Source organism: Streptomyces sp. NPDC020742 (genome assembly GCF_040641675.1).
Lineage (GTDB): Bacteria > Actinomycetota > Actinomycetes > Streptomycetales > Streptomycetaceae > Streptomyces.
On the sequence record NZ_JBFAEA010000001.1, the window covers coordinates 676,816 to 701,364 of the forward strand.

At 71.8% G+C, this 24,549-nt stretch carries 25 protein-coding genes; 21 read left to right on the top strand and 4 right to left on the bottom strand.

Going from position 1 to position 24,549, the window contains the following annotated elements; translation table 11 throughout:
* The first annotated feature begins 157 nt into the window (after nt 1–157).
* The 3 genes from AB0G84_RS02905 (at nt 158) to AB0G84_RS02915 (ending at nt 1,498) form a co-directional block, all read left to right on the top strand.
* Nucleotides 158–1,009, top strand: coding sequence for a helix-turn-helix transcriptional regulator (locus tag AB0G84_RS02905; protein ID WP_361314501.1), 852 nt, complete (start codon nt 158–160; stop codon nt 1,007–1,009).
* 10 nt (nt 1,010–1,019) lie between these two features.
* Nucleotides 1,020–1,211, top strand: a complete 192-nt coding sequence (locus AB0G84_RS02910; protein ID WP_361314504.1) for a hypothetical protein — start codon at nt 1,020–1,022, stop codon at nt 1,209–1,211.
* A gap of 95 nt (nt 1,212–1,306) precedes the next feature.
* On the top strand, nt 1,307–1,498 hold the full coding sequence (locus AB0G84_RS02915) for a hypothetical protein (protein WP_361314507.1): 192 nt from the start codon (nt 1,307–1,309) through the stop codon (nt 1,496–1,498).
* An 84-nt stretch (nt 1,499–1,582) separates the two neighbouring features.
* Here the strand turns inward: AB0G84_RS02915 and AB0G84_RS02920 are convergent, their stop codons facing one another.
* Complete coding sequence (locus AB0G84_RS02920) at nt 1,583–2,932, bottom strand: M14 family metallopeptidase (protein WP_361314510.1); 1,350 nt, start codon at nt 2,930–2,932, stop codon at nt 1,583–1,585.
* Nucleotides 2,933–3,182: 250 nt separating this feature from the next.
* Here AB0G84_RS02920 and AB0G84_RS02925 point away from each other — a divergent pair, with 250 nt between their 5' ends.
* Nucleotides 3,183–4,058, top strand: a complete 876-nt coding sequence (locus tag AB0G84_RS02925) for a trypsin-like peptidase domain-containing protein (RefSeq protein WP_361314513.1) — start codon at nt 3,183–3,185, stop codon at nt 4,056–4,058.
* A gap of 79 nt (nt 4,059–4,137) precedes the next feature.
* Here AB0G84_RS02925 and AB0G84_RS02930 read toward each other — a convergent pair whose 3' ends face one another.
* Nucleotides 4,138–5,208 (bottom strand): chitinase, encoded by a 1,071-nt coding sequence (locus tag AB0G84_RS02930; protein ID WP_361315116.1) that lies wholly within the window; start codon nt 5,206–5,208, stop codon nt 4,138–4,140.
* Nucleotides 5,209–5,580: 372 nt separating this feature from the next.
* On the opposite strand from AB0G84_RS02930, the gene AB0G84_RS02935 reads away from it, so the two are divergent.
* From AB0G84_RS02935 to AB0G84_RS02990, 12 genes are all read left to right on the top strand, one after another.
* The gene (locus tag AB0G84_RS02935; protein ID WP_361314516.1) at nt 5,581–7,245 is read left to right on the top strand and encodes a hypothetical protein; all 1,665 of its coding nucleotides are present in this window, start codon (nt 5,581–5,583) and stop codon (nt 7,243–7,245) included.
* Between the two features lie 65 nt (nt 7,246–7,310).
* Nucleotides 7,311–8,030 (top strand): Flp pilus assembly protein CpaB, encoded by a 720-nt coding sequence (gene cpaB, locus AB0G84_RS02940; protein WP_361314519.1) that lies wholly within the window; start codon nt 7,311–7,313, stop codon nt 8,028–8,030.
* A 13-nt stretch (nt 8,031–8,043) separates the two neighbouring features.
* On the top strand, nt 8,044–9,492 hold the full coding sequence (locus tag AB0G84_RS02945; protein ID WP_361314522.1) for a P-loop NTPase: 1,449 nt from the start codon (nt 8,044–8,046) through the stop codon (nt 9,490–9,492).
* A 3-nt stretch (nt 9,493–9,495) separates the two neighbouring features.
* A complete protein-coding gene (locus AB0G84_RS02950) occupies nt 9,496–9,879 on the top strand; it encodes a TadE/TadG family type IV pilus assembly protein (RefSeq protein WP_361314525.1) in 384 nt (127 codons plus the stop codon).
* A gap of 161 nt (nt 9,880–10,040) precedes the next feature.
* Nucleotides 10,041–10,427, top strand: coding sequence for a TadE/TadG family type IV pilus assembly protein (locus AB0G84_RS02955; RefSeq protein ID WP_361315118.1), 387 nt, complete (start codon nt 10,041–10,043; stop codon nt 10,425–10,427).
* Nucleotides 10,424–11,764, top strand: a complete 1,341-nt coding sequence (locus tag AB0G84_RS02960; RefSeq protein ID WP_361314528.1) for a CpaF family protein — start codon at nt 10,424–10,426, stop codon at nt 11,762–11,764. Before AB0G84_RS02955 ends, AB0G84_RS02960 begins: the two co-directional genes overlap by 4 nt.
* Entirely contained in the window at nt 11,761–12,708 is a 948-nt protein-coding gene (locus tag AB0G84_RS02965) for a type II secretion system F family protein (protein ID WP_361314531.1), read from the top strand. The genes AB0G84_RS02960 and AB0G84_RS02965 overlap by 4 nt, the downstream gene beginning before the upstream one ends.
* 22 nt (nt 12,709–12,730) lie before the next feature.
* On the top strand, nt 12,731–13,624 hold the full coding sequence (locus AB0G84_RS02970; protein WP_361314534.1) for a DUF5936 domain-containing protein: 894 nt from the start codon (nt 12,731–12,733) through the stop codon (nt 13,622–13,624).
* Nucleotides 13,625–14,055: 431 nt separating this feature from the next.
* Nucleotides 14,056–14,223, top strand: coding sequence for a hypothetical protein (locus AB0G84_RS02975; RefSeq protein WP_361314537.1), 168 nt, complete (start codon nt 14,056–14,058; stop codon nt 14,221–14,223).
* A gap of 20 nt (nt 14,224–14,243) precedes the next feature.
* Complete coding sequence (locus AB0G84_RS02980; protein WP_361314540.1) at nt 14,244–15,014, top strand: pilus assembly protein TadG-related protein; 771 nt, start codon at nt 14,244–14,246, stop codon at nt 15,012–15,014.
* A 188-nt stretch (nt 15,015–15,202) separates the two neighbouring features.
* Complete coding sequence (locus tag AB0G84_RS02985; protein WP_361314543.1) at nt 15,203–15,790, top strand: hypothetical protein; 588 nt, start codon at nt 15,203–15,205, stop codon at nt 15,788–15,790.
* 12 nt (nt 15,791–15,802) lie between these two features.
* Nucleotides 15,803–16,441, top strand: coding sequence for an OmpA family protein (locus tag AB0G84_RS02990; RefSeq protein ID WP_361314546.1), 639 nt, complete (start codon nt 15,803–15,805; stop codon nt 16,439–16,441).
* 26 nt (nt 16,442–16,467) lie between these two features.
* Here the strand turns inward: AB0G84_RS02990 and AB0G84_RS02995 are convergent, their stop codons facing one another.
* Nucleotides 16,468–16,863, bottom strand: a complete 396-nt coding sequence (locus AB0G84_RS02995) for a DUF192 domain-containing protein (RefSeq protein WP_361314549.1) — start codon at nt 16,861–16,863, stop codon at nt 16,468–16,470.
* A 54-nt stretch (nt 16,864–16,917) separates the two neighbouring features.
* Between AB0G84_RS02995 and AB0G84_RS03000 the strand changes: the two genes are divergently transcribed.
* Entirely contained in the window at nt 16,918–17,652 is a 735-nt protein-coding gene (locus tag AB0G84_RS03000) for a prepilin peptidase (RefSeq protein WP_361314552.1), read from the top strand.
* 262 nt (nt 17,653–17,914) lie between these two features.
* On the opposite strand, the gene mgrA is transcribed toward AB0G84_RS03000, so the two are convergent.
* Nucleotides 17,915–18,946: an L-glyceraldehyde 3-phosphate reductase gene (gene mgrA / locus AB0G84_RS03005; protein ID WP_361314554.1), complete on the bottom strand. Its 1,032-nt coding sequence runs from the start codon at nt 18,944–18,946 to the stop codon at nt 17,915–17,917.
* A 140-nt stretch (nt 18,947–19,086) separates the two neighbouring features.
* Between mgrA and AB0G84_RS03010 the strand changes: the two genes are divergently transcribed.
* The 4 genes from AB0G84_RS03010 (at nt 19,087) to AB0G84_RS03025 (ending at nt 24,479) form a co-directional block, all read left to right on the top strand.
* Nucleotides 19,087–19,866, top strand: coding sequence for an isoprenyl transferase (locus AB0G84_RS03010; RefSeq protein ID WP_361315121.1), 780 nt, complete (start codon nt 19,087–19,089; stop codon nt 19,864–19,866).
* Between the two features lie 505 nt (nt 19,867–20,371).
* Nucleotides 20,372–21,709: a PhoH family protein gene (locus AB0G84_RS03015; protein WP_361314557.1), complete on the top strand. Its 1,338-nt coding sequence runs from the start codon at nt 20,372–20,374 to the stop codon at nt 21,707–21,709.
* Nucleotides 21,710–22,115: 406 nt separating this feature from the next.
* On the top strand, nt 22,116–22,817 hold the full coding sequence (locus AB0G84_RS03020; protein WP_361314560.1) for a transglycosylase SLT domain-containing protein: 702 nt from the start codon (nt 22,116–22,118) through the stop codon (nt 22,815–22,817).
* 126 nt (nt 22,818–22,943) lie between these two features.
* Nucleotides 22,944–24,479, top strand: coding sequence for an AI-2E family transporter (locus tag AB0G84_RS03025; RefSeq protein WP_361314563.1), 1,536 nt, complete (start codon nt 22,944–22,946; stop codon nt 24,477–24,479).
* The last annotated feature ends 70 nt before the right edge of the window (nt 24,480–24,549 follow it).

The following is a 24,549-nucleotide window of genomic DNA, read 5'->3' on the forward strand; positions in this document are numbered from 1 at the left end:
TGCGCTTCCGACTGCGTCGAGCGTAAGCGTTGCGTTACTGAATGTAGGGGTGGCGGGGTCACGGTGTCCATCGCAAAGAGGGGTAACTACCCCCCTTCTGTGGACTCGTGGCCCAGATCAGGGGCAGACTGGCGCCGACCACGGCAGAAGGGGCTGCATGTCGACCAGAAGCACGCCGACGGTGCGACAGAGACGGCTTGGCGCCGAATTGCGCAAGATGCGTCTCGCCGCCGGCGCTACGACCGAGTACGCCGCCGGCCTGTTGGGCATCGACCGGACGCGGGTTTCCAACATGGAGAGCGGCATCAGGTCGATCTCTCCCGAGCGTGTGCGCAGGCTCGCCTGCAACTACGCGTGTGCCGACGAGCGGTACGTCGCTGCCCTGGTTGCTATGGCCGTGACCAGGGAGCGCGGTTGGTGGGAACGGGACCGGGGCACACTCGCCGCAGGGCTGTTGGATATCGCGGAACTCGAATGGAACGCTGCTCGGATCAGCACGGCGCAGACGGTCCACGTTCCGGGCCTCTTCCAGACTGAGGAGTACGCCCGCGCCGTCTTTGCCGCAGTACTTCCACCCCCGACACGACTGGAAGTTGAGCTGCGCGTCGTCCATCGTATGGAGCGCCAGAGAGTCTTCGAACGGCCCGAGCCGCCCGCATATGTTGCCTACGTCCACGAGGCGGCCCTGCGGATGAGGTTCGGCGGGCCCGACGTGATGCGGCACCAGCTTGACCACCTGTGTCAGGCATCAGAGCGCGACGGCATCGACATACGCGTGCTCCCGGTAGAGGCGGGCGCGTTCCCAGGAGCGGGGCATGCGTTGCTGTATGCCTACGGCGTCGTGCCGCAACTCGACACGGTGCAGTTGGACTCCGCTCATGGACCGGAATTCACCCACGCAGACGCTCAGCTTGCGAAGTACCGCGCCCACCTGGGCTGGATGGACGATGCGTCGTTGTCGGCCCCGGCTTCGCGTGACGTCATCCGAAGGATCGCACGTTCACTCTAGGAGGTTCGCCATGCCGGAAATCAATTGGGAAGAGCCCTTCTGCGGCGAAGGCAACAACTGCTTCCGCATAGGGACGGACGCCCGCGGCAATGCCTATATCGCGGTGGCGGGCGCGGAGGGCGCCTACGTGTCCGACTCGCGTGAGGCCCTTCGCGCACTCATTAGCGACATCAAGGCGGGCAAGGCCGACCACCTGCTCTAGCCTCCGGCCCCCATGGGCGTGGAGATGCGTCGTTGTCGGCCTCGGCTTCGCGTGACGTCATCCAAAAGATCGCACGCTCACTCTAGGAGGTCACCGTGCTGGACATCCGCTGGGAAGAGCCGTTCTGCGCCGAGGGCTCGGCCTGCTTCCGCATAGGGACGGACGCCCGCGGCAACGCCTACATCGCCGTAGCCGGTGCCGAAGACGCCTACGTGACCGATTCCCGTGAGGCCCTTCGCGCGCTCATCCACGACATCAAGGCCGGTAAGGCCGACCACCTGCTCTAGCGGTTCCGCAGAGGCAGAGCGCCCGGACCGGACCGAGGTGCCGCGTCCGGGCCGGGCGCCCCTTGCCTCAGTGGTCGAGCGCGGTCACCTCCCCTTGCAGTACTGGTTCTGCTTGCCGATCGCGCGGTACGGGCAGTCGGCGAGGTCCAGGAGTTGGAGTACCGCCTCGCGGTTGCGGGAGGTCTGCTTGGAGATCACCGAGTCCCGTGGGTAGAAGCCGCCGGAGCCGAAGGACGACGGGTACATCTCGAAGGTGTACGCGAAGATCCGCTGGTCGCCCCAGAGGTAGTCGTCGATCGCGCCGTCCGTGATGTAGAGGTCGCTGGACTGCTCGGGCGTGTAGCCGTTGGTGGCGGCCATCTTCTTGCCGATGGTGGCGAAGGTGTCGTGCTCGTCCTGGGTCATACCGGGGCCGGTGTCGTCGTCGGTGAACCCGAAGGGCCACAGCACCAGTTCGCTGTAGGTGTGGAAGTCGATGGCGGCCTTGATCTGCTGGGTGCCGCCCACGATCCGGCTGCGGACGAACTTCGAGACGACCTGGACCTCGGGCGCGGAGGCGGCGGAGGCGCCCCGGTAGGTCTCGTCGGCCGGGTTGCCCGAGGAGCCGTCGCAGCAGCCCCACTTGAAGTCCCAGTTGCGGTTGAGGTCGGTGCCGACCTGGCTGGTGCCTTGGTTGGGCTGCCGGTTCTTGCGCCAGCTGCGGAAGTTGCCACTGGCGATGTCGTACGCGCCGCCGTCCGGGTTCAGGTCCGGGATGATCCAGATCTCGCGGGAGTCGAGCAGCTTGGTGACGCGGGCGTCGGAGCCGTACTTCGAGGTGAGCTCGTTCAGGAGATAGAGGGCCATCTCGACGGTGAGGTGTTCCCGGGCGTGCTGATGGGCGGTGAAGAGCACCTCGGGTTCGTTCTCGTCCTTGCTGACGTTCTTGCTGAGCTTGAGGGCGAGGAGGTTCCGGCCCTCGTGGGAGGTGCCGATGACCTGTTTGGACAGCAGGGCGGGGTACTTGGCGACCAGGGCGTCGATCTCCTTGGTCGCCTCGGCGTAGGTGTGGTAGCCGGTGTAGCCCGGCGGGAAGTCCTTGGCCCTGGCCCCCGGGGCGGCCGGGGGCGCAACCGGCGGGTCGGGCAGCCTCCGCAGGGTGTGGCCGAGGCGGCGGACCGCCGCGGCCTGGGCGCGGTCGGCGGTGATGACGACGGCCCGGTCGTGCACCTCGTCGATGCTGGCGCCGGTCGCGGCCAGGGCGGTGCGGGCCGCGGCCGTGGCGGGGCCGGTGACCTCGTACTGGTGGGGACGTTCGGCATCCGGGGCGGTGCCGGCGACGGGCCCGTGGGGCGGGGCGCCTTGGGCCTGGGCGGCGGCGATCGGGGCGGCGAGGGCGAGGGAGAGGAGCGCGGCGAGGACGGTGGTGCGTCCGCCGGGTATCCGTGGTCGCATGCGGACTCCTGTGGGGGTGTGAGGCGAAGCGACCGCGCCAGTGTTCGGGCGTTGGCATGGTCGGGTCAAGGAGTCCGGTCGGCCAGATGTGGGCCGCCGGTGACCGCCGGAGCCCGCGGGCCGGATCCGGCAACGTGCCTTCTTGGCCGGGTAGTTGATTGCATTGCCGAGGCGGGTCGCTGAGAATGCGCACGACAAATCCGAAGGCTCCGAAGGGGCCTTCGGCACAAGAGCTTGAGAGGACCCCCACATGAATCGACCTCTCGTCGGCACCCTGGCCACGGCCGTGCTGGGAGCCGCAGCCCTGGTGGGCACCGTAGGAACGGCCCATGCGGCGCCCCAACGGGCGGCGCACCCCCAGGCCCACCACAAGGCCAAGGCGGTGGACTTCGCCGGCACCGTGGCGCTGAGCAACTGCTCCGGCTCGGTCGTCAAGATGCCCACCTCGCAGCCGGACGACCCGGCGCTGGTGATGTCCAACGGACACTGTCTGGAAAGCGGTATGCCCGGCGCCGGCGAGGTCGTCGTCGACCAGCCGTCCAGCCGCAGCTTCACGCTGCTCGACAAGTCGGCGGGCAACCTGGGCCGGATCAAGGCCACCAGGATCGTCTACGCCACGATGACCGACACCGATGTGTCGCTGTACCAGACCAACACCACCTACGCCCAGATCCAGCAGAAGTACGGGATCAAGCCACTGGAGCTGGCCACTGAGCACCCCACCAAGGGCGCGAAGATCAGCGTGGTGTCCGGATACTGGAAGAAGACCTACACCTGCGGCGTCGACGGGTTCGCGCCCACCCTCAAGGAAGGCGACTGGACCTGGAAGGACTCGGTCCGCTACACCCCCGAGTGCAAGATCATCGGCGGGACGTCCGGCTCGCCGGTCATCGACAACGCCACCGGCAAGGTCACGGCGATCAACAACACGAGTAACGAGTCCGGCGAGAAGTGCACTCTCAACAACCCGTGCGAGGTCGACGAGAAGGGCAATGCCACGGTGCACCAGGGCATCGGCTACGCCCAGGAGATATACGGGATCCCCAAGTGCTTCGGGGCCGGCAACAAGCTGGACCTGAACGCGGCGGGCTGCGCGCTGCCGAAGCCGGCGGCCACCCGTAGGTGACCGACCCCGACCCATCGCCGGGTCCCGGGCGTGACATGCCCGGGACCCGGCTGCGGGAACGGCGGTACGGGGGTGGCCCCTACGGGAGGCCGTGGACGTGCGCGCCCACCTGGCCGGCGAACTCCCCGCCGTTCGCCGCGTCCCAGTTGGTCGACCAGGCCATCGCGCCGCGCAGCCCCGGGTAGGTCCTGGGCGGCTTGAACGAGCCGCAGCCGCTGCCGCGGGTCAGGCAGTCCAGCGCGGCGTTGACGACGGACGGGGCGACGTAGCCGCTGCCGGCCGCGCGCGGTGCGGCCGGGACGCCGATGCCGACCTGGGAGGGGTCCAGGCCGCCCTCCAGTTGGATACAGGCCAGGGACGTCAGGAAGTCGACCGAACCCTGGGCGTAGACCTTGCCGTCACAGCCGTTCATCGAACCGCTGTTGTAGTACTGCATGTTGACCGCGGTCATGAAGTCCTTGATGCCCAGCGCCGTCTTGAAGTACTCGTTCTGCGGGGACTGCATGTCGACGGTCTGCGGGGCCATGGTCACCACGGCATCGGGGTGCGCGGTGTGCACGGCCTTGAGGGCCTTGACCATGTAGGTCGCGTTGAGGCCGTTCTCCAGGTCGATGTCGACGCCGTTGAAGCCGTACTCGTCCATGAGCTGGTTGACCGAGGTGGCGAAGTTCCCGGCGGAGGTGTCGTCGGTGACCGATACCGCGCCCCGCTCGCCGCCGACGGAGAGAATCACCGACTTCCCGGCGGCCTGCTTGGCCTTGATGTCGGCCTTGAAATCGTCGGCCGAGCCGTAGCCGACGGCCGGGTCCAGGCGGAAGGTGACGGCGCCCGGTTGTCCGGTCGCCTCGGCGAAGGAGACCGCGATGATGTCGTAGGCGTCGTCGACGTCCTTCAGTTTCTGCACCGTGGCGCCGTTGTCGAAGTTCTGCCAGTAGCCGGTGAGCGCGTGCCGGGGGACGGCCGCGGTGGTCGGCGCGGTCGCCCCGCCTGGGGCGTTCGCCGGACGGTGGACGGACTGCGGGCCGGGGACGGACGGCGGGGCGGGGGCGGACTGCGGGGCGGGCGGCGTCTGGGCCGCGGCGGGGTCCGCCGCGAGGACGCCGGCCCAGGCGAGCACCGCGGCGGCCGGGCCGGCGAACAGCCGTCTCAGCCCTCTCCCGACGTGCCCTGGGTGTGCGGGAACCACTCCTGAACGTGCGCGTACCACGGCTGCCTCCGAGACGGGGGAGTTGAGGGGGGTGGTGCGGTTGCGCGCTACAGGGGCCCCTGCGCTGTCCGTCCAACGTGGTCCAGACCATTCGCCCTGTCAAGAGTCCCGACGCAAGCGGGTGTTCCCGTAGGGGCCGCCCGGTCGGTATGCGCCATTTCCCTACCGGGTGATGGTGATGACGAGTAGCCCAGAACGTGTTCTCCGGGGCGTATCTCTGTGGATAAAGTGCTGAGCGTATGGCGCCGATGGCGCAGAGCTGTGCCGATCCGCGGTCCCGGGACCCCCGGCGGCCGGAAGGAGTGGGGGAGCGACGTGCCGACCGCGATTGCAGTCACCAGCCCTGACCTCGCGCTGCCCGCGACCGATAGGCAGACCCCCGCCGCCGTCGTCCTCCCGGCGCCCCATCTCCAGCCGCTGGACGAGGCCTTGACGGAGACCAGCGCGGTCCTGGAGCACCACGGCGAGATGGTCGTGCTCTACTCCTCCGCCTGCCCGCCCGAGCACGTCCGCCGGCTGCACTCCCTGCGCGCCGTCCTGGAAAGTGACCGGATCGCCATCGTGCCGGTGCCCCTGCCGCCGCTGGGCCTGGCGCTGCTCGCCCGCCAGCTGCGGCAGCTGTCGCCGTGCGACTTCAGCCCCGGAGTGCTGGCCAGTGCCGCCCGGCTGCTGACCCACTACATCCACGCGGGCGCCCTGCTGGGCAGCGTCACCGGCCTGGACCGGATCGAGGTCGACCTGCGCGCGCACATGAAGTCCTGGCTGCCCGGCGCGCACTTCGCGGTGCTGGCCAACCCCGAGCCGCACCTGGTGCACCTGGACCGGCACTGCACCGAGGCCGGTCTGCGCGGGCCCGGGTACGGCACCCAGCTCGCGGTCGCCCGCGGCCAGCTCACCGCGGAGTGGGTGACCCGAACGCTCGCCCCCGCCTGGCAGGTGCAGGGCGCGTACGAGGCCCGGCTGCCCGCCGAGTCCGCCCGCTGGTGGGGGACCCAGAAGCTGATCGAGTTCGCCGCGGCCATCCCGGACCTGTCGGTCCTGCACCAACTGGTGGCCTCCGTACGGCGCGAGGAGTGCGGGTGGTGCGGCCGGGAACTCCTCGGTGACCGCTGTGCGTTCTGCGCGGCACCGCTGGCCCGGGAGCGGGGCGCGCGCGGCGGGTCGTCCGCCCGTGGCCCCGCGGCCATAGCGGGGCCGGAGCGGGGGACCGAACACGCCCCGCCTCCGGCCGCGGAAGCCGCCCTGCCACCGGCCACGGGAGCCGGCCCCTCTCCGGCGACGGGAGCGGCTCCGGCCGAGGAGGCTGCTCCGGCCGCGGGAGCCGGCCCGGCCAGGGCGCCCCGGTCGGCCGTGGAGGCCGGCCCGGCCGTGGCCCCGGGCGCGCCGTCCGGGCCTCCGCCGTCCGGGCCTCCGCCGTCCGGGCCTCCGCCGTCCGGGCCCTGGGCGGAGCGGGGGCTGTCGCCCGTGGTGCCGTCGGGTGTGCCCGGGGTACCGGGTCCCGGATCCACAACGGGCGCCGCCGCCCCGGGCGTTCCGGACGACTCCCACGGGTCGGGCACCCCGTACGGGCCGAGCACCCCCTACGGGGCCGAGGACTCCTACGGGGCGGGCATCTCGTACGGCACCGGCACCTCGGACATCTCGTACGGCACCGGCACCCCGGTCACCCCGGACACCTCGTACGGCACCGGCACCCCGGTCACCCCGGATACCCCGTACGGCCCGGGCGCCCCGGGCACCTCGAACGGCACCGGCACCCCGTACGGATCAGCCACCCCGTACGGAGCCGCTGACGCCTACGGATCAGCCACCCCCTACGCGCCCGGCGACGCCTACGGCTCGGGCCGCCCCGTACCGGGAAACCCCTATGCGTCCGACGGTCCCCGCGTCCCCGGCCTCCGGCGCCTGCCCGGCCACCCCGACGCCGCCGGTGAGCCGGAGGCGCCCGGCGTCCCGCGGACGGTGGCCCGCGTGCGCTGAGACCGACCACCCCCGCCGCCGTCCCGGAACTGCCCGCTCCCCGTCCCGATCGAGGTCCCACCCCCATGAACTCACGCCAGCGCCGCGGAGTGATCCTGCTGCTCCTGTCGGTCCTCTGCGCGATCGGCGCGTTCGTCGGCGTCCTGTCGGTGATCAACAACGTCGAGTCCAAGGTCGGCCCCGAGAAGACCGCCTATCGACTGAAGACGGACATCGCCGCCTATAAAGCGCTGGATCCGGGGCAGTTCGAGAAGGTGACGATGCCGCAGCGCTGGCTGCCGCCCACCGCCGTGACCGATCTCGACCAGGTCAGCGGCAAGATCGCGGTGACCCCGCTGAAGAAGGGTTCGCTGCTGCAGGACGACATGGTCGTTGAGCGGCCCGCCCTCAAGCCCGGCCAGCAGGAGATCGCCATCATGATCGACGCGGCCACCGGTGTGGCCGGCAAGATCAACCCCGGTGCCCGGGTGAACATCTACGCCACCTTCGAGGGCAAGCGCCCCGAGGACAAGCCGGTCTCCAAGGTCATCGTGTCCGGCGCCCAGGTCATCGACGTCGGCAAGCTGACGCCCTTGGAGGCCAAGGACCCGGGCGAGACCACCACCACGAGTCGGCAGGCCGGCGAGGCCGTCCCGATCACCTTCGCGCTGAACACCCAGGACGCCCAACGGGTCGCCTACGCCGAGTCCTTCGCCTCCCACGTACGGCTCGCCCTGCTCGCCCCCGGCAGCGAGGCCATCGTCCCGCCCGGCCAGCGCAGCTACACCCTCGACGGCGACAAGTGACCCGGAGGCCCAGGTGACCATCCGTATCCTCCCGGCGATCGGCGATCCGGACGCCGCCCGCACGGTCTCCGCGCTGCTCGGTCAGCTGCCGGACGCCGAACCCGCCCCCGCCGTCGCCGACTCCGCCGCGCTGCTCTCCGCGCTGGCCGGGGCTGCCGCCCAGGGAGCCGGCGCCCCGCCCGCGGGCCACTCCGCCGCCGCACCCCCGGCCGGTCCACCGCCGGCCGTGGAGGCGCTGCCCGAGGTGGTGCTGGTCCACGAGCGGATCGGCCCGACCCCGGCGCTGGAGCTGATCCGCGAGGTGGCGCTGCGCTTCCCGGCCGTCGGCGTGGTGCTGATCACCGCCGACGCCGGACCCGCGCTGTTCTCCGCCGCGATGGACGCCGGCGCCCGCGGTGTCGTCGGACTGCCGCTCGGCTACGACGAGTTGGCCGCCCGGGTGCAGGCCGCCGCCCAGTGGGCCACCGGGGTGCGGGTCCACCTCGGGGGCGGCTCGGAGGCGGCGCCCGGTCCGGCCGGCACGCTGGTGACCGTGACCGGCGCCAAGGGCGGGGTCGGCACCACCGTCACCGCCGTCCAGCTGGCGCTGGCCGCCCGGGCCGCGGGCCGCAGCGTCGCCCTGGTCGACCTGGACCTGCAGTCCGGCGATGTGGCCTCCTACCTGGACGTGCAGTTCCGCCGCTCGGTCGTCGACCTCGCCGGCATCCAGGACATCTCCGTACGGGTCCTCCAGGACGCCGTCCACGACCACCACACCGGCCTGGGGCTGCTGCTGGCGCCGGAGGAGGGCGAGCGCGGCGAGGAGGTCGACGACCGGGCGGCCCGCCAGATCATCGGCGCACTGCGCTCCCGCTACGAAGTGGTGCTGGTCGACTGCGGCTCCCAGATGCAGTCCGCCAACGCCGCGGCCGTCGAACTCGCCGAGGTGGCCCTGCTGGTGACCACTCCGGACGTGGTGGCCGTACGGGCCGCCAAGCGGCAGGTGCGGCTGTGGGACCGGCTGCAGATCCGCAAGGCGGAGGAGACCACGACGGTGCTCAACCGCCTCACCCGCAACACCGAGATCCAGCCGCCCTTGGTCGCCAAGGCCACCGGCACCCAGGTCGCCCACACCCACGTCCCGGCCGCCTTCAAGGAGTTGCAGCCCTGTGTCGACGCCGGCCGGATGCAGGACCTGGACAGCCGGTCGACGGTCAAGCAGGCGCTGTGGGCGCTGGCCGGCGAGCTCGGACTGGTCGAGGCGCCGGCCACCCGGCAGGGCCGGGGCAGCCACCGGGCGCGCCCGTCGCTGACCGGGCGCCGGCGCAAGGCCCTCACCACGGGGGCGGCTCCCGGTTCCGGGACGGCTCCGGGGTCGACCTCCGGGACGGGTGCGGGCGGCGCCGTACGGTTCGGCGGGCGGCGCGGGCCGGCCGCCGCGGCCGGGCCGTTCGACCCGGCCGGCCCGTACGAGGAGGGCTGAGCGGTGCGGCGCCCGCCGGGTGGCGGCGACCGGGGGCAGGTCTCCGTGGAGTTCCTGGGGATGCTCCCGCTGATCGGGCTGGTCCTCGTGCTGCTCTGGCAGTTGGTGCTGGTCGGGTACGCCTACACGCTCGCCGCGCACGCGGCCGACCGCGGCGCCCGGGCCGCCAGCGCCACCGAGGGCGGTGGTGCGGGCGCCTGCCGGGCCGCCGCCGAGGACGAGCTGCCGTCCGCCTGGCGCGCCGGCGCCGAGCCGTCCTGCGTCCCGAGCGCCGGCCTGTGGCAGGCCACCGTCCGCCTCAAGGTGCCGGTGCTCTTCCCCGGTGCCGGTGACTTCCCCTGGCGGGTCACCGGTTCGGCCGGCGCCGCGAAGGAGGACCGAGGATGACCGCCGCGCACCGGACCGCACGCCCCACCGCGCACCCCGCATCCCACCGGGACCGCCCGCGCCCGGCCGCCGCCCGCCCGCGCTCAGCCGCCGACTGCCCGGCTGGCCCGCGCCCGGCCGCCGTCCGGCGGCCCCCCGGCCGCGACCGCGGTCAGGCCTCCATCGAGTTCCTGGGCTTCCTGCCGCTCCTGCTGCTGGTCGGACTGGCCGTGGTCCAGCTCGGCCTGGCCGCGTACGCCGTTCAACAGGCCGGCACCGGTGCGCGGGCCGCGGCCCGGGTCGCCTCGATGGACCGTGCCGACCGCACGACCGATCCGCGCTCCGCCGGCCTGGCCGCGATGAGCGGCTGGGTCGCGGAACGGGCCACGATCTCCGTGGGCGGCGCCGGGGACGCGGTCAACGCCACCGCCACCGTCCGCATCCCCTCGATCATCCCCGGCGTCGACGACTTCGGCCCCGCCGAACGCAGCGCCACCATGCCGCTGCCCGCCCCACCGGCCGCCCTCGGCCCCGCGCTGCGCACGTACGAAGGAGCACCCCCGCGATGAGTCTGAAAGCGCGGATCGTCGCCCCCGAGCCGGCCGGTGAGGCGCGCCACGACAGCCATATGGTCGCCGCCTACCGCGCCAAGCTGCTCGAAGAGATCGACCTCGCCGAGATGTCCTCGCTGGCCGCGGCCGAGCGTCGGTCCCGGCTGGAGCGCGTCCTGGGCCACATCATCAGCCGCGAGGGCCCGGTGCTGTCCACCGCCGAACGCGCCCAGCTGATCCGGCGGGTGGTCGACGAGGCGTTGGGCCTCGGCGTCCTGGAGCCGCTGCTGGAGGACGCCTCGATCACCGAGATCATGGTCAACGGACCGGACCAGGTGTACGTCGAGCGGGCCGGCCGGGTGGAGCTGGTCCCGGTCCGCTTCGCCTCCCACGAGCAGCTGATGCAGACCATCGAGCGGATCGTCTCCACCGTCAACCGCCGGGTGGACGAGTCCAACCCGATGGTCGACGCCCGGCTGCCCTCCGGCGAGCGGGTCAACGTGATCATCCCGCCGCTCGCCCTGAACGGCGCCACCCTCACCATCCGCCGCTTCCCCCGCGCCTACACCCTCGCCGAACTCATCGGCATCGGCACCCTCGACGAGCAGATGCTGATGCTGCTGGCGGGGCTGGTGCGGGCCAAGTTCAACGTGGTGGTCTCCGGGGCCACCGGTGCGGGCAAGACCACGCTCCTCAACGCGCTCTCCGGGCTGATCCCGGACGGCGAGCGGATCATCACCGTCGAGGACGCCGCCGAGCTCCAGCTCCAGCAGTCGCACGTCATCCGGCTGGAGTCGCGCCCGCCCAACGTCGAGGGCAAGGGCCGGATCACCATCCGCGACCTGGTCCGCAACTCCCTGCGGATGCGCCCCGACCGGATCATCGTGGGCGAGGTGCGCGGCGGCGAGACCCTCGACATGCTCCAGGCGATGTCCACCGGCCACGACGGCTCGCTGGCCACCGTCCACGCAAACAGCGCCGAGGACGCACTGATGCGGCTCCAGACGCTGGCCTCCATGTCGGACGTCAAGATCCCCTTCGAGGCGATCCGGGACCAGATCAACAGCGCGGTGGACTGCCTGGTCCAGCTCACCCGGCACGCCGACGGCTCCCGCCGGATCAGCGAGATCGCCCTCCTGGACTCCCGCGGCCACGAGGACTACCGGATCGCGACGGTCTGCCGCTTCGACGCCGAACCGATGGGCGCCGACCGCGTCGTGCACGGCCGCTTCCGCTACTTCCCGCTGCCCCGCCGGGTCGCCGAACGCCTCTTCATGGCGAGCGAACCCGTCCCGCCGGCCTTCGGCGTGGCGGCCACCGACGCCCAACTCGCCACCCGGAAGGCCCTCTCATGACCGGCGGGAACCACCTCGCCCTGCTCACCCTCGGGTGCACCCTGCTGTGCGGGGTGCTGGCCGTCGCCGGCGCCCGCAGCTATGCGTCTGGGCGCGCCCAGCGGCAGGCCGTCGTCGACCGGCTCGCCGACGAGCGCGGGCTGCCGGTCGCGGGCAAGCGCCGGCTGTTCCCGTCCGTCGACCGCACCCTGCGCACCACCCGCTTCGGCCGGCGGCTCGAACTGCGGCTGGCCGCCACCGGACTGGACGTCACCCCCGGCGAGTTCTTCGTCGGCATGCTCGCCACCGTCCTCGCCCTGTGGCTGGTCGCCCAGGCCGTCCTGGCCCCCTTCTTCGGGCCGATCGCCGCGCTGGTGGCCATCTGGGCGGCGTTCGCCTTCCTCAACTGGCAGCGGCAGAAGCGGATCGAGAGGTTCATCAACCAGCTGCCCGAGCTCTCCCGGATCCTGGCCAACGCCACCCAGGCCGGGCTGGCGCTGCGCACCGCCCTGGGCATGGCGGCCGAGGAGCTGGAGGCGCCGGCCGGCGAGGAGTTGGCCAAGGTCTCCGACAAGCTCGCGGTGGGGCACTCCATCGACGAGGCGCTCGGCGAGCTGGCCGAACGCCTGCCCTCCCGCGAGCTGGTGGTCCTGGTCAGCACCCTGGTGCTGGCCAACCGCGCCGGCGGCACGGTCGTCGGCTCGCTGCGCAACCTCACCAGGACGCTGGAGGAGCGCAAGGAGACCCGCCGGGAGGTCCGCACCCAGCTCTCCCAGGTCGTGGTCACCGCCTATGTCGTCCCGTTGCTGGGCATCGGCACCCTGCTGCTGATGAACCGCATCGCACCGGGCGCCATCGACCGGATGACCTCCTCCTTCCTCGGCCAGTTCGCGGTGGTGGCGGCCTTCGCCCTGTACGGGGTGGGCTTCTTCCTCATCCGCCGGCTGTCCAAGATCGACGTCTGACGGGAACGGGAACGGAACGGGAATGGGAATCGCTCTCCTGCTGGCCGCGGTCTTCGCCCTCTCGGTCGTCGGCATCGGCTGCGGCATCGCCCTCTACCGCCGTGAGGCGCGGCTGCCGCCCGACCTGACGCTGTCCCTGGAGGTCGGCGCCACCCGGACCACGGCCGTCGGCTCGGCCGTGGACCGCGCGGGCATGCGCTACGCCCCGCTGGTGCTGCGGCTGATGGGCGACAAGCGCACCTCCCGGGTGCGCCGCCGGATCGACCTGGCCGGCAACCCCGGCGGGCTGACCGTCGACCGGTACGCCGCCCGCCGCGCGGTCTACGGGGCGCTGGGCTTCGTCGGCGCGCTGGTGATGTTCCTGCGCGGCCAGCCGCTTCTCGGCGTCCTGATGGTGCTCTTCGGCCTGTTCTGGACGGAGGTCGGCATCTGGGCCGCCATCCGCCAGCGCAAGGACACCATCGAGCGCACCCTTCCGGACTTTCTGGATGTGCTGGCCGTCGTCGTCAGCGCCGGACTGAGCTTCCGTCAGGCACTCGACCGGGTCGCGGAGAAGTACGAAGGGCCATGGGCGGATGAACTCCGGATCACACTCCGGCAGATGGACATGGGCGTCAGCCGCCGCGCCGCCTTCGACGAGCTGCGCAAACGCAACGACTCCGAACAGGTCGCCCAGTTCGTCACCGCCCTCCAGCAGGGCGAGGAGCTGGGGTCCCCGATCGTGGAGACCCTGATCCAGATCGCCAACGACATGCGCCGTACGGACGCCCAGAACGCCCGTCGGCGGGCCGCCCGTGCGGTCCCGAAGGCCACCATGGTGGTCACCACCTTCATGGTCCCGGCGACGATGATCCTGCTCATCGCCGGTTTCTTCCTGGGGTCCGGGACCAACTTCGGCTCCCTGATGGGCCGCTGACCTGCCCGGCCGCCGGTGCCGGCGGCCGCGGCGCGTGGGCGTAGCGGGGCCGGGCGTCCGGCCGGATGCGGACACCGCACCGTGTGCTTCTCGTCAAAACCTTCGCAGGAGCAACGAGTTGTGTCACAGTGGGTGGGTCGGCGGTCAGCTGCGCGCAACCGTGCACAGCGTCCGGCCGGCCCGCATGGGCATCGGAGCGGGGCGTCGTCCCGGAGGGGGAGCGGGGGTGGGTAACATGCGGCTGGGTGGCCGAAATGCGCCGTTGTGCGATCCACCCGTGTCCCCGAATGAGGATTGGGTACGGAATCCCTGTTCCGGGACCGCCGTTCCGGCGTACTTTTCTCGTGTCATGAGCGCGGCCGACCGCGCCGACATCACGGGGGCAGACCAGCCGGACCAGAGCGGTGCGGCCGCCCATGAAGGGGAAGACGATGGCGAAGCGGACTGTGGGGAACGACGACCGGGGGCAGACCTCGATCGAGTACCTCGGCATCATCGCGGTGGTCGTGGCGATCGTTCTGGTCCTGTCGACCACGGACTTCGGCAGCCAGATCGCCAATGCCATCGCCAACAAGATCTCCGACGTCGTCGGGATCTAGGGCGCGGCTCCGCCACTGCCGTGACGGCCGACACCACGCGCCGCAGCGGGCGCGACGCCGGGCAGGCCTTTCCGCTCTACATCGTCGCGGTAGCGGGCCTGCTCTTTCTCGCGCTCGCCTTCTTCGCGGTCGGACAGGCGGCGGCCACCCGCAACGGCGCGCAGACCGCCGCCGACGCGGCCGCGCTCGCCGCCGGGCAGAAGTACCGCGACCTGCTGACCAAGGACCTGCTCGACGGCCTCCGCGACGGGGGCTACGAGAGCGACCGGGCGGCCTGGGAGGACCTGTTGAACGGCCGTGGCGCGCCGTCCCCGGGGGCCTGCGCCAGCGCGGCCTGGTTCGCCGGCCGCAATGACGCCGAGGTCTCCTCCTGCGTCCCGGACTCCTGGCCCACCTCGTTCGCGGTGGACGTCACCACCCGGCACGGCATCGGCCGTTCGGTCGTCCCCGGCAAGGAGGACACCCGGGCGTCGGCCCGGGCGACCTCCGTGGTCGGCCCCCGCTGCACCCTCGGCCCGGCCGGGAAGGACGGCGGCGGGACGGGCGGCGCCGGGGGCACCGACAGCAAGGACAAGGGGGGCAAGGGCGGTAAGGGAGGCAACGGAGAAACAGGGGGCAGGGGAGGAACGGGAGGCACGGGAGGCACGCCGGGCAAGGGCGGCAAGGACGGGGAGGGCGATGCCGCCGCCGTCACGCTCACCTGTGACGGCAAGGACTGGACGCTCGACCCCGAGCACCTCCGCGAACTCCCCGACGCCGCCGACCTGTTCTCCGTACGCCTGGCCCACTGAGCTCCCCGGCCCCACCGCGCACGAACCGCCGCGCCGCACACCGCACCACAGGCACCACCGGCACCGCACGCACCACCCGCACGCCGCACCACAGGAACACCGCACTACAGGAACACCGCACCACAGGCAACGCCGCACCACCGCACCACCGGCCCATCGAGCACCCGACGATCGAAGGAATCGCATCCATGAGCATTCGGCGCACCACGAAGGCCGCCAGGGGAGCGGTCGCCATGGCGAGCGCTGTCGGGCTGGCACTCGTCGTCGCCGGCTGCGGTGGTGGCGGCGGCGACGGCGGTGGGCAGGCGGACGACAAGCGGCCGCCGGCGCGCAGCGCCACCCCCAAGGACAGCGGCCCGGGCAGCCCGGCGGCCGACTCCGACAAGGTGATCGGCGAGATGAAGGGCCCCGACGGCATCGTGGTGACCCTGAGCTCGGCCGTCCGGGACTCCGGCGGCTTCGTCACGGTCAACGGCACGGTCAGCAACCACGGCTCCCGCCCCTTCAACGCCATCAACTGGCGCTCCAACGAGACCGAGCTGCGCTCCCGTTCGTCCATCTCGGGAGCCACCCTCGTCGACAAGGCGGGCAAGAAGCGCTACCTGGTGCTGCGCGACACCAACGGCGAATGCCTGTGCACGACCGGGCTGAGCGGTCTGATGCCGGGCGCCAGCCGGCCGGTCTTCGCGCAGTTCCCGGCGCCGCCGGCGAAGGTGACCGAGGTCGACTTCCAGCTGCCGACCATGCCGCCGGCCACCGTGCAGATCACCGACTGAGCGGGCCGCCCGATGACCGTCACCGAGATCCCCCGTGCCCGCCGTGGGGCCCGCGCGCCCCGTCGCGCCGTCACCGCGGCCGTCGCCCTGTTGCTGACCGCGGCGCTGTCGGCCCCCGCCGCGCACGCCGACCCGCCGGGCGTGACCGAGGACTCCAACCCGCCGGTCCGGATCGATCCGCACGACCCCGATCTGCGGATGGTCCAGGGCGCCAAACTCGCCCCGTCCAAGGTGCTCAACATCAAGTCGATCATCGAGACCGACGACGGCTCCGAGCGGCGGCAGGACACCAACGACAATGTGACCTTCGCGCTCCAGGCGGAGGTGCTGTTCGGCAAGGACAGCGCCGAGCTGACGCCGGAAGCGCTGTCGCGGATCGACACCATCGCCGCCGAGATCAAGAAGCAGAACGCCACCAGCCTGCGGGTCTTCGGCTTCACCGACGACCTCGGCTCGGCCAGCCACGGCCTGGTGCTGTCCAAGAAGCGCGCCAACGCCGTCCAGCAGCAGCTGGCCAAGGACCTCGGCTCCTCGGTGAGCTTCCAGATCCGCGGCTACGGCGAGCAGTACCCGATCGCCGACAACAGCACCGAGGAAGGCCGCAAGAAGAACCGCCGGGTCGAGGTCAGCTTCCCGCGCGCCGGGTCGTGACCGGCGGCCGGCCGGAGCGAGCGCCCTCAGCCCGTGACGTCGCCGCCGGGGTGCGGCGCGGGGTTCACGGGCTCGGCCGCCTCCAGGCGCAGCCGGACGCCCGGGCGCACGCCCCAGCCCGCCATGGCGCCCGCCTCCGCCTCCAGGACGTGCCGGGCGCGCAGCCGCGGGCGGCCCAGCCGTCCCGGCCGCATGGTCCGTACGGCCAGCACCCGGAAGTCCCGCCCCAGATACGCCACATCGATCGGGAACCGCATCCGGAAGGTGTGCACCCCGCTCGCGGGGGTCAGCAGCAGCGCCCCCGCGATGCCGTCGCGGCCCAACAGGCCGCGGGTGCGGGCCCGGTAGGACGCCGCGACCTCCACCGGTACGGCGCACTCCGCGCCGTACAGCACCGCCGGGCCGTTCTTCCTGTGCACCATGACCGGCGTTCTATCAGCCCCCGCGCTCCACGGGACAGCCCTTAGGGTCGACGGGTGTCAGTGATGCTGATGGCGCTCGCCGCCGCCTACGGGGCCGCGGTCGGACTGCTGCTGCCGCGGCCCGCCTACCGGATGGCCGTCGAGCCCGAGGACGGATGGCGCACGACGTGCCCCGGAGGGCATGCACTCACCGGGGCGGCGCGGGGCTGGCTCGGCCCGGGGCGCTGTCCGGGCTGCGGGCCGTACGGACCCGGGGCGCTGACCATGGCCACCGTGACCGCGCTGGCCTGCGCGGCCCTGGCGGCGGCCACCGGGCCCCGGCCGGAACTCCTCGCCTGGCTGCTGATGGCGCCGGCCGCGGTGCTGCTGACGGCCGTCGACTGGCGGGTCCGGCGGCTCCCGGACGCCCTGACGCTGCCGCTCGCGGCCGCGGCGGCCGGTGTGCTGGGGCTGGTCGCCGGCTGGACCGGTGAGACCGGGGCCTGGCGGCGGGCCCTGCTCGGCGGTCTGCTGCTCGCCGCCTGCTACCTCCTGCTGCACGGGGTCAACCGGTCCGGCCTCGGCCTGGGGGACGTGAAGCTGGCGGCCGGGCTCGGGGTCGCCCTGGGGTGGTACGGCTGGCGCACGCTGGTCACCGGGGGCGCGGCGGGGGTGCTGCTCGGCGGGCTCTATGCGGCGGGGCTGGTGCTCGTCCGCCGCCGGGACCGTCCGACGGTGATGCCGCTGGGCCCGTTCATGATCGTCGGGGCGTTCGGCGGGCTGCTGCTGGGAGCCGCCGCCGCGCCATGAGGGGCCCCGGACGGGTGCCGGGGACCGCGCGCGGTGGTGCACCGGTACGGATGTGCCACGCCGCCGCGCGCGCCGGTGCACACACCACACCCTCCGCGGGGTTATGGTGGAAACCCCCCCTCGGGCCGGTCCGTATCCCCCCCACGGACCGGCCCGCTTTTTTGTGCGCCGGTACGCACCGGATATGCACCGGATGTGCGCCGGGTCTTCCCGCCCGCCGTGTGCGGTTGCTCACACCGTCGCGGCGCTCGGAGCGCCGCTGCTACCGGCGGGCCCAGATGTTCACACCGTCGGTCGTCCTGGCGAAGGCGTCGATCTCGGAGAGCTCGGCGTCGGAGAGCGCGGGGGCGTCGAGGGTCGCGATATTGGCCTCCAACTGGGCGACGCTGCTGGCGCCGATCAGCGCGGAGGTCATCCGCTCGTCGCGCAGGACCCAGCCGAGCGCGAGCTGCGCCAGGGACTGGCCGCGGCCGGCGGCGATGTCGTTGAGGCCACGGAGCCGGCGGACGACCTCGTCGGAGAGGAGTTGGGGGTCCAGCGACTTCCCCAGGGAGGCGCGCGAGCCCTCGGGGATGCCGTCGAGGTACTTGTCGGTGAGCATCCCCTGCGCCAGCGGGGCGAAGGAGATGCAGCCCATGCCCTCGTCCTCCAGCGTGTCCAGCAGCAGGTCGTCCTCGATCCAGCGGTTGATCATCGAGTACGAGGGCTGGTGGATCAGCGCCGGCACGCCCATGTCGCGCAGGATCCCGGCCGCCGTGCGGGTCTGCTCGGCGTTGTAGGAGGAGACACCGACGTAGAGGGCCTTGCCCTGCTGGACGGCGGAGGCCAGCGCGCCCATCGTCTCCTCGAGCGGGGTGTCCGGATCGAAGCGGTGCGAGTAGAAGATATCGACGTAATCGACGCCCATCCGCTTCAGTGAGGCATCCAGCGACGAGAGGAGATATTTCCGTGAGCCCCATTCGCCGTAGGGCCCGGGGTGCATCAGATATCCGGCCTTCGTCGAGAGAATCATCTCGTCGCGGTAGCCGCGGAAGTCCTGCGCGAAGATCTTTCCGAAGTTCAGCTCGGCCGAGCCGGGCGGCGGGCCGTAGTTGTTGGCCAGATCGAAGTGGGTGACACCCAGGTCGAAGGCGCGGCGGAGGAGGGCTCGCTGGGAGCTCAGGGTGCGGTCGTCCCCGAAGTTGTGCCAGAGTCCAAGGGAGATGGCGGGGAGTTTGAGTCCGCTGCGACCCGTTCGCCGGTACTTCATCGAGTCGTAGCGGGAATCCGCAGCGCGGTAGTCGGTGCCAGTCATGCTCATCTCCCTATCACGTACTTGTGACCTACCTGATTGGGCTGTCGCGACGGCCGAGAAGTAAAGTTGCCCACTTGAGGCGACGGGGCGACCGCCATTGGCACGGAGGGGCTGGACCATACATGCTGCGATCTTCCGGGATGCGCATCCCGTATCCGCCTGCACTGCGAAATCTGGTTTACCGGCTGTACGCACGCCGGGTGGAGGGGCGCCTGGATCACGACCAGGTGCCCAAGCACATCGGCGTCATCCTGGACGGCAACCGCCGCTGGGCACGGGCCGACGGACGGACCACCGAGCAGGGCCACCAGGCGGGTGCGGCCAAGATCGGTGAGCTGCTGGGCTGGTGCGAAGAGACCGATGTGGAGGTCGTCACGCTCTGGCTGCTGTCGACGGACAACCTCGACCGGCCCGAGGCCGAGCTGACCCCGCTGCTGGGCATCATCGAGAACACCGTGCGGGACCTGGCCGCCGACGGCCGCTGGCGGGTGCACCACGTGGGCAACCGCGACCTCCTCCCGGAGGCCACCCAGCGGGTGCTCAAGGAGTCCGAGCAGGCCACCGAGGCCAACCGCGGCATTCTGGTGAACGTGGCCGTGGGCTACGGCGGCCGCCAGGAGATCGCCGACGCGGTCCGCTCGCTGCTGCTGGACCACGCCGAGCGCGGCACGTCCTTCGAGGAGCTGGCCGAGACCGTCGACATCGACCTGATCTCGGAGCACCTCTACACCCGGGGGCAGCCGGACCCGGACCTGGTGATCCGCACCAGCGGCGAGCAGCGGCTGTCGGGCTTCATGCTGTGGCAGAGCGCCCATTCGGAGTACTACTTCTGCGAGGTTTTCTGGCCGGCGTTCCGGAAGGTCGACTTCCTGCGCGCGCTGCGCGACTACGCCGCCCGGCACCGCCGCTACGGCTTCTAGGCCGTACGGCCCACCAGCCCCGGAGGCCGCGGCCGGGACGGCGCACCACCGCCGTACCGGCCGCGGCCTTCGCGCTGTCCGGGCCCCACGGGCGCCCGGCGCGGGGACTTCTGACGCCCCCTCTACCCGGCGACCGCCACCGGCGGCCCCGCCCGTCCCACCCGCCCCGCGTCACCAAAGGTTCATCGGCCGTGCGTCCGACGGCGTGGCATGGCGGCGGGGGTTCGAGGGAATATCCCTTCCAGGTCGGCGTCCGGAACAAGCCATCGGGCGCCGCATCTCAGCGGACGACATGGGGTCGTCCGCCCGGGAGGCCCTTTGCACATCACGGACATCCGTGCGCACCGCACGGGCGACGCGAGGGGCCGGCGCTCGGCCCGCGCACTGTGGCCTGAGCCCGGTCCGGTCACCAGATGGCCGGGGGTCCCCGGGGCCAGGCCCCGGGGAGCACACCGCCCCGCGACGCCGTCGCACCCCAACCTCATCCGAGGGGGTTCGTCCACCCGTGGTGAACATCAAGCAGCGCCGTGACAACGACCGGCGCACTTATGTCCTCGACACCAGTGTGCTGCTCGCCGATCCAGGCGCCATGGCCCGCTTCGACGAGCACGAGGTCGTGCTGCCGGTCGTGGTGGTCACGGAGTTGGAGGCCAAGCGGCACCATCCCGAGCTCGGCTACTTCGCCCGGCAGGCGCTGCGCCGTCTGGATGAGTTCCGGGTGCAGTTCGGGCGGCTGGACTCGCCCATCCCCATCGGGGAGCTCGGCGGGACGCTCCGGGTCGAGCTGAACCACTCCGACACCGGGATCCTCCCCCCGGGCTTCATCAACGGACACAGCCGTCTGGGTGACAACGACTCGCGGATCCTCGCCGTGGCGCGCAACCTCCAGGCCGAGGGGTTCGACGTCACCGTCGTCTCCAAGGACCTGCCGATGCGCATCAAGGCGTCCTCGGTGGGGCTGCTGGCCGAGGAGTACCGCGCCGAGCTGGCGATCACCGACTCCGGATGGACCGGGATGGCCGAGCTGACCGTCCCTGCCGACCAGGTCGACGACCTGTTCGCCGCCGAGACCGTGCACGTACCGGGAGCTTCCGAACTTCCGGTGCACACCGGACTGGTGCTGCAGTCCGAGCGCGGCAAGGCCCTCGGTCGGGTCACCGCCGACGGCTCGGTCCGGCTGGTGCGCGGCGATCGGGAGGCGTTCGGGATCCACGGCCGCAGCGCCGAGCAGCGGATCGCCCTGGATCTGCTGCTCGACCCGGACGTCGGCATTGTGTCGATGGGTGGCCGGGCCGGTACGGGCAAATCGGCGCTGGCGCTCTGCGCCGGCCTGGAGGCCGTGCTGGAGCGCCGGCAGCACCGCAAGGTGATGGTGTTCCGTCCGCTGTACGCCGTCGGCGGGCAGGAGCTGGGCTATCTGCCGGGCAGCGAGGCGGAGAAGATGAGCCCCTGGGCGCAGGCCGTCTTCGACACGCTGTCCGCGGTGACCACCAAGGACGTCATCGAAGAGGTGGTGGGGCGCGGCATGCTGGAGGTGCTGCCGCTGACCCATATCCGCGGCAGGTCGCTGCACGATGCGTTCGTCATCGTGGACGAGGCTCAGTCCCTGGAACGGAACGTCCTTTTGACGGTTCTGTCCCGTATCGGGGCCAACTCCCGGGTGGTGCTGACCCATGACGTCGCCCAGCGCGACAACCTCCGGGTCGGGCGCTACGACGGTGTGGTCGCGGTGGTGGAGAAGCTGAAGGGGCATCCGCTCTTCGCGCACGTCACGCTGAACCGTTCGGAGCGGTCGCCGATCGCCGCGCTGGTGACCGAAATGCTGGAGGACGGCCGGATCTGACCCCTGGTGAACCCCGCGCCGCCCGGCAAAGCGAAGGAGCTTAGCCGGGCGGCGTTCGGGTGTGGGCGGTTATCCGAAAATCCTGACTGGTAAACGAGGTGTGAGCTTTCACACCACGCGGGGAATTGCTTCCCGGCGTGCCGTTCGGGCAGAGTCTGGGTCCTGTCAGGCCCCGCATACGGCAGCATCAGCACCCCCAGCGGTGCGGAAACCACGAACTTCATAGCGAATCGCCGTATGCCGCCCGAGCACCACGCGGACCCCGAGGGGGACGTACCGGGCCCGTGCCTCCCGTGACCAGCCGGACCCGTCCGTTCAACAGGGCCCGGAACAAGGGGAGACCAGCGCCAGGGGCACGATTGCGTCCGCGAGGTCACCTATGCGGGCGATGCTGGAAGGAAAACGTGTGAGCCGGATCTCGGTCCGGGGATTCGCCGTGGCGTCCGCCACCGCGGTCACCACCGTCGGCGCCGTGGTCGGCGTCGCCGCAGGGCAGCCCGCTTCGGTCGGCAACACCGAGGCCACCGCTGCCGACGCGACGATCGCTGACATCCCCGCAGGCGCTCAGGCCCAGGTGCAGACGGCTTCCCTGACGCAGCAGGCGGACGACCAGTCCACCCAGGCGGACGCGGCGTCCCTCAAGTCCGCTCAGGAAGCTGCCCGCAAGGCGGCCGCGGAGACCGCGCAGAGCAAGAAGGACGCGGCGGACGAGGCCAAGGCAAAGAAGGACGCCGACGCGCGCAAGAAGAAGGAGCAGGCCGCCACCCGCTCCTCCACGCGCGCCGACCTGGGCGACCTCCTCGGCAAGGGCTCGTACAGCATCGCCGACACGCAGAACATCGCGCGGCAGATGATGGCGGGCGACCAGTTCCAGTGCTTCAGCAACATCGTGGACCACGAGTCCGGCTGGAACTACCAGGCCACCAACGCCTCCTCCGGCGCCTACGGGCTGGTCCAGGCGCTGCCCGGCTCCAAGATGGCGTCCGCCGGCTCCGACTGGCAGACGAATCCGGCAACCCAGATCAAGTGGGGCCTGAACTACATGAACGACCGCTACGGCAGCCCGTGTGGCGCCTGGTCGTTCTGGCAGGCCAACAGCTGGTACTAGGCCCGCCGGCCGCACCACAGCACATCCGAAACCCCCGAACGCACCCGCGTCGGGGGTTTCGCGCATGCGGCACAGGTAACGTCGTGCCATCAATGTGTGGTGCGTGGGAGGGGAAGAGGAAGGGCCATGTCCAGATTGCCTCAGTGGGTCGGCGGCCTCGGCGCCGGTCTGACGCGTCTCTCGCAGCGGCTGGAGGAGCAGCGCCGCCGCGCGGAGGACGCGGCGGGGGTCCCCCTTGGAGGGGGCCCGCCGGACCCCTTGGGGGCGGCCGGCGACCCGGAGGAGCCGAGGCGTGCCGGGCACGCTGAGGCGCCCCCGGCCGACGCGCCGCCGGCCGACGCCGCCGCGCCCGCCGCGGTGGCCACGGTCACCGTCCCCCGCACCCAACTGCCGACGCCGGAACCGGGCGAGGGGGTGCCACACCCGCAGGCGGCCCCGGCCGAAGCGGTGAGTCCGCCCGAGTCGGTCCCGGCGCCGCCCTCCTACGCCCCCGCCGTCGCCGCCCGCCCCGACCCGGTCGCCGCCGTGCCCTGGGGCGTACGGGTCGCCGCGGAGGCCGGCTGGCGGCTGCTGGTGCTGGCCGCCGCGCTGTGGGTGCTGGCGAAGGTCATCACCACCATCGAACTGGTCGTGCTGTCCTGCACCGCGGCGACGCTGATCACCGCGCTGCTCCAGCCGTCCGTGGGCTGGCTGCGCCGGCGCGGGCTGCCGCGCGGGCCGGCCACCGCGCTGACCTTCATCGGCGGGTTCGTCATCATGGGCCTGGTCGGCTGGTTCGTCGCATGGCAGGTGCAGGACAACATCGACTCGGTCTCCAGCCGGGTCCAGGAGGGCATCACCGAGCTCAAGGGCTGGCTGCTGAAGAGCCCGTTCCATGTGACCGAGAGTCAGATCAACAGCATCGCCAAGAACCTGCAGGACGCGATCGGCGCCAACACCGAGGCGATCACCTCGGTCGGGCTGGAGGGCGTCACCGTCGTCCTGGAGGTGCTCACCGGCATCCTGCTGGCGATGTTCACCACCCTCTTCCTGCTCTACGACGGGCGGCGGATCTGGGAGTGGCTGCTCAAGGGCGTGCCGGCGGCGGCCCGCGACGGGGTGGCGGGCGCCGGTCCGCGAGCCTGGCGGACGCTGACCGCCTATGTGCGCGGCACGGTCATCGTCGCGCTCATCGATGCGGTGTTCATCGGCATCGGGCTGTACTTCCTGAATGTGCCGTTGGCCGTCCCGCTCGCCGTGTTCATCTTCCTGTTCGCCTTCGTCCCCCTGGTCGGTGCGGTGGTCTCGGGCGCGCTGGCGTGTGTGGTCGCGCTGGTGACCCAGGGCGTCTTCCCGGCGCTGATGGTGCTGGCGGTGGTGCTGGCGGTCCAGCAGATCGAGGGCCATGTGCTGCAGCCGTTCATCCTGGGCCGGGCGGTCCGGGTCCATCCGCTCGCGGTGATCCTCTCCGTCGCCGCGGGCAGCCTGGTGGCCGGCATCGGCGGTGCGGTCGTCGCGGTCCCCCTGGTGGCGGTCACCAACGCCGTCGTCGGCTATCTGCGCTCGCACTCCAGGGAGCAGGCACTACGGATGTCGGTGGCGCCGCGCGGTGCGACCGCGATCGGCGTCGCCCCGACGCTGCCCCCGTCGGCCCGGCGGGACGCGGGGACCGCGGAGCAATAGCCCGTCCGGCGGCACCGTGCGGCACCGCGCGGTGCCGTCCCGGACGTCGGCGGCCCGTGCGGATTCCCCG

Bases quoted from the DNA above. Each gene is read 5' to 3' on its own strand.
- AB0G84_RS02905 (WP_361314501.1), top strand. From the start codon at position 158: ATGTCGACCAGAAGCACGCCGACGGTGCGACAGAGACGGCTTGGCGCC.
- AB0G84_RS02910 (WP_361314504.1), top strand. From the start codon at position 1,020: ATGCCGGAAATCAATTGGGAAGAGCCCTTCTGCGGCGAAGGCAACAAC.
- AB0G84_RS02920 (WP_361314510.1), bottom strand. From the start codon at position 2,932: ATGCGACCACGGATACCCGGCGGACGCACCACCGTCCTCGCCGCGCTC.
- AB0G84_RS02925 (WP_361314513.1), top strand. From the start codon at position 3,183: ATGAATCGACCTCTCGTCGGCACCCTGGCCACGGCCGTGCTGGGAGCC.
- cpaB (WP_361314519.1), top strand. From the start codon at position 7,311: ATGAACTCACGCCAGCGCCGCGGAGTGATCCTGCTGCTCCTGTCGGTC.
- AB0G84_RS02960 (WP_361314528.1), top strand. From the start codon at position 10,424: ATGAGTCTGAAAGCGCGGATCGTCGCCCCCGAGCCGGCCGGTGAGGCG.
- AB0G84_RS02965 (WP_361314531.1), top strand. From the start codon at position 11,761: ATGACCGGCGGGAACCACCTCGCCCTGCTCACCCTCGGGTGCACCCTG.
- AB0G84_RS02970 (WP_361314534.1), top strand. From the start codon at position 12,731: ATGGGAATCGCTCTCCTGCTGGCCGCGGTCTTCGCCCTCTCGGTCGTC.
- AB0G84_RS02975 (WP_361314537.1), top strand. From the start codon at position 14,056: ATGGCGAAGCGGACTGTGGGGAACGACGACCGGGGGCAGACCTCGATC.
- AB0G84_RS02985 (WP_361314543.1), top strand. From the start codon at position 15,203: ATGAGCATTCGGCGCACCACGAAGGCCGCCAGGGGAGCGGTCGCCATG.
- AB0G84_RS02990 (WP_361314546.1), top strand. From the start codon at position 15,803: ATGACCGTCACCGAGATCCCCCGTGCCCGCCGTGGGGCCCGCGCGCCC.
- AB0G84_RS02995 (WP_361314549.1), bottom strand. From the start codon at position 16,863: ATGGTGCACAGGAAGAACGGCCCGGCGGTGCTGTACGGCGCGGAGTGC.
- mgrA (WP_361314554.1), bottom strand. From the start codon at position 18,946: ATGACTGGCACCGACTACCGCGCTGCGGATTCCCGCTACGACTCGATG.
- AB0G84_RS03010 (WP_361315121.1), top strand. From the start codon at position 19,087: ATGCGCATCCCGTATCCGCCTGCACTGCGAAATCTGGTTTACCGGCTG.
- AB0G84_RS03025 (WP_361314563.1), top strand. From the start codon at position 22,944: ATGTCCAGATTGCCTCAGTGGGTCGGCGGCCTCGGCGCCGGTCTGACG.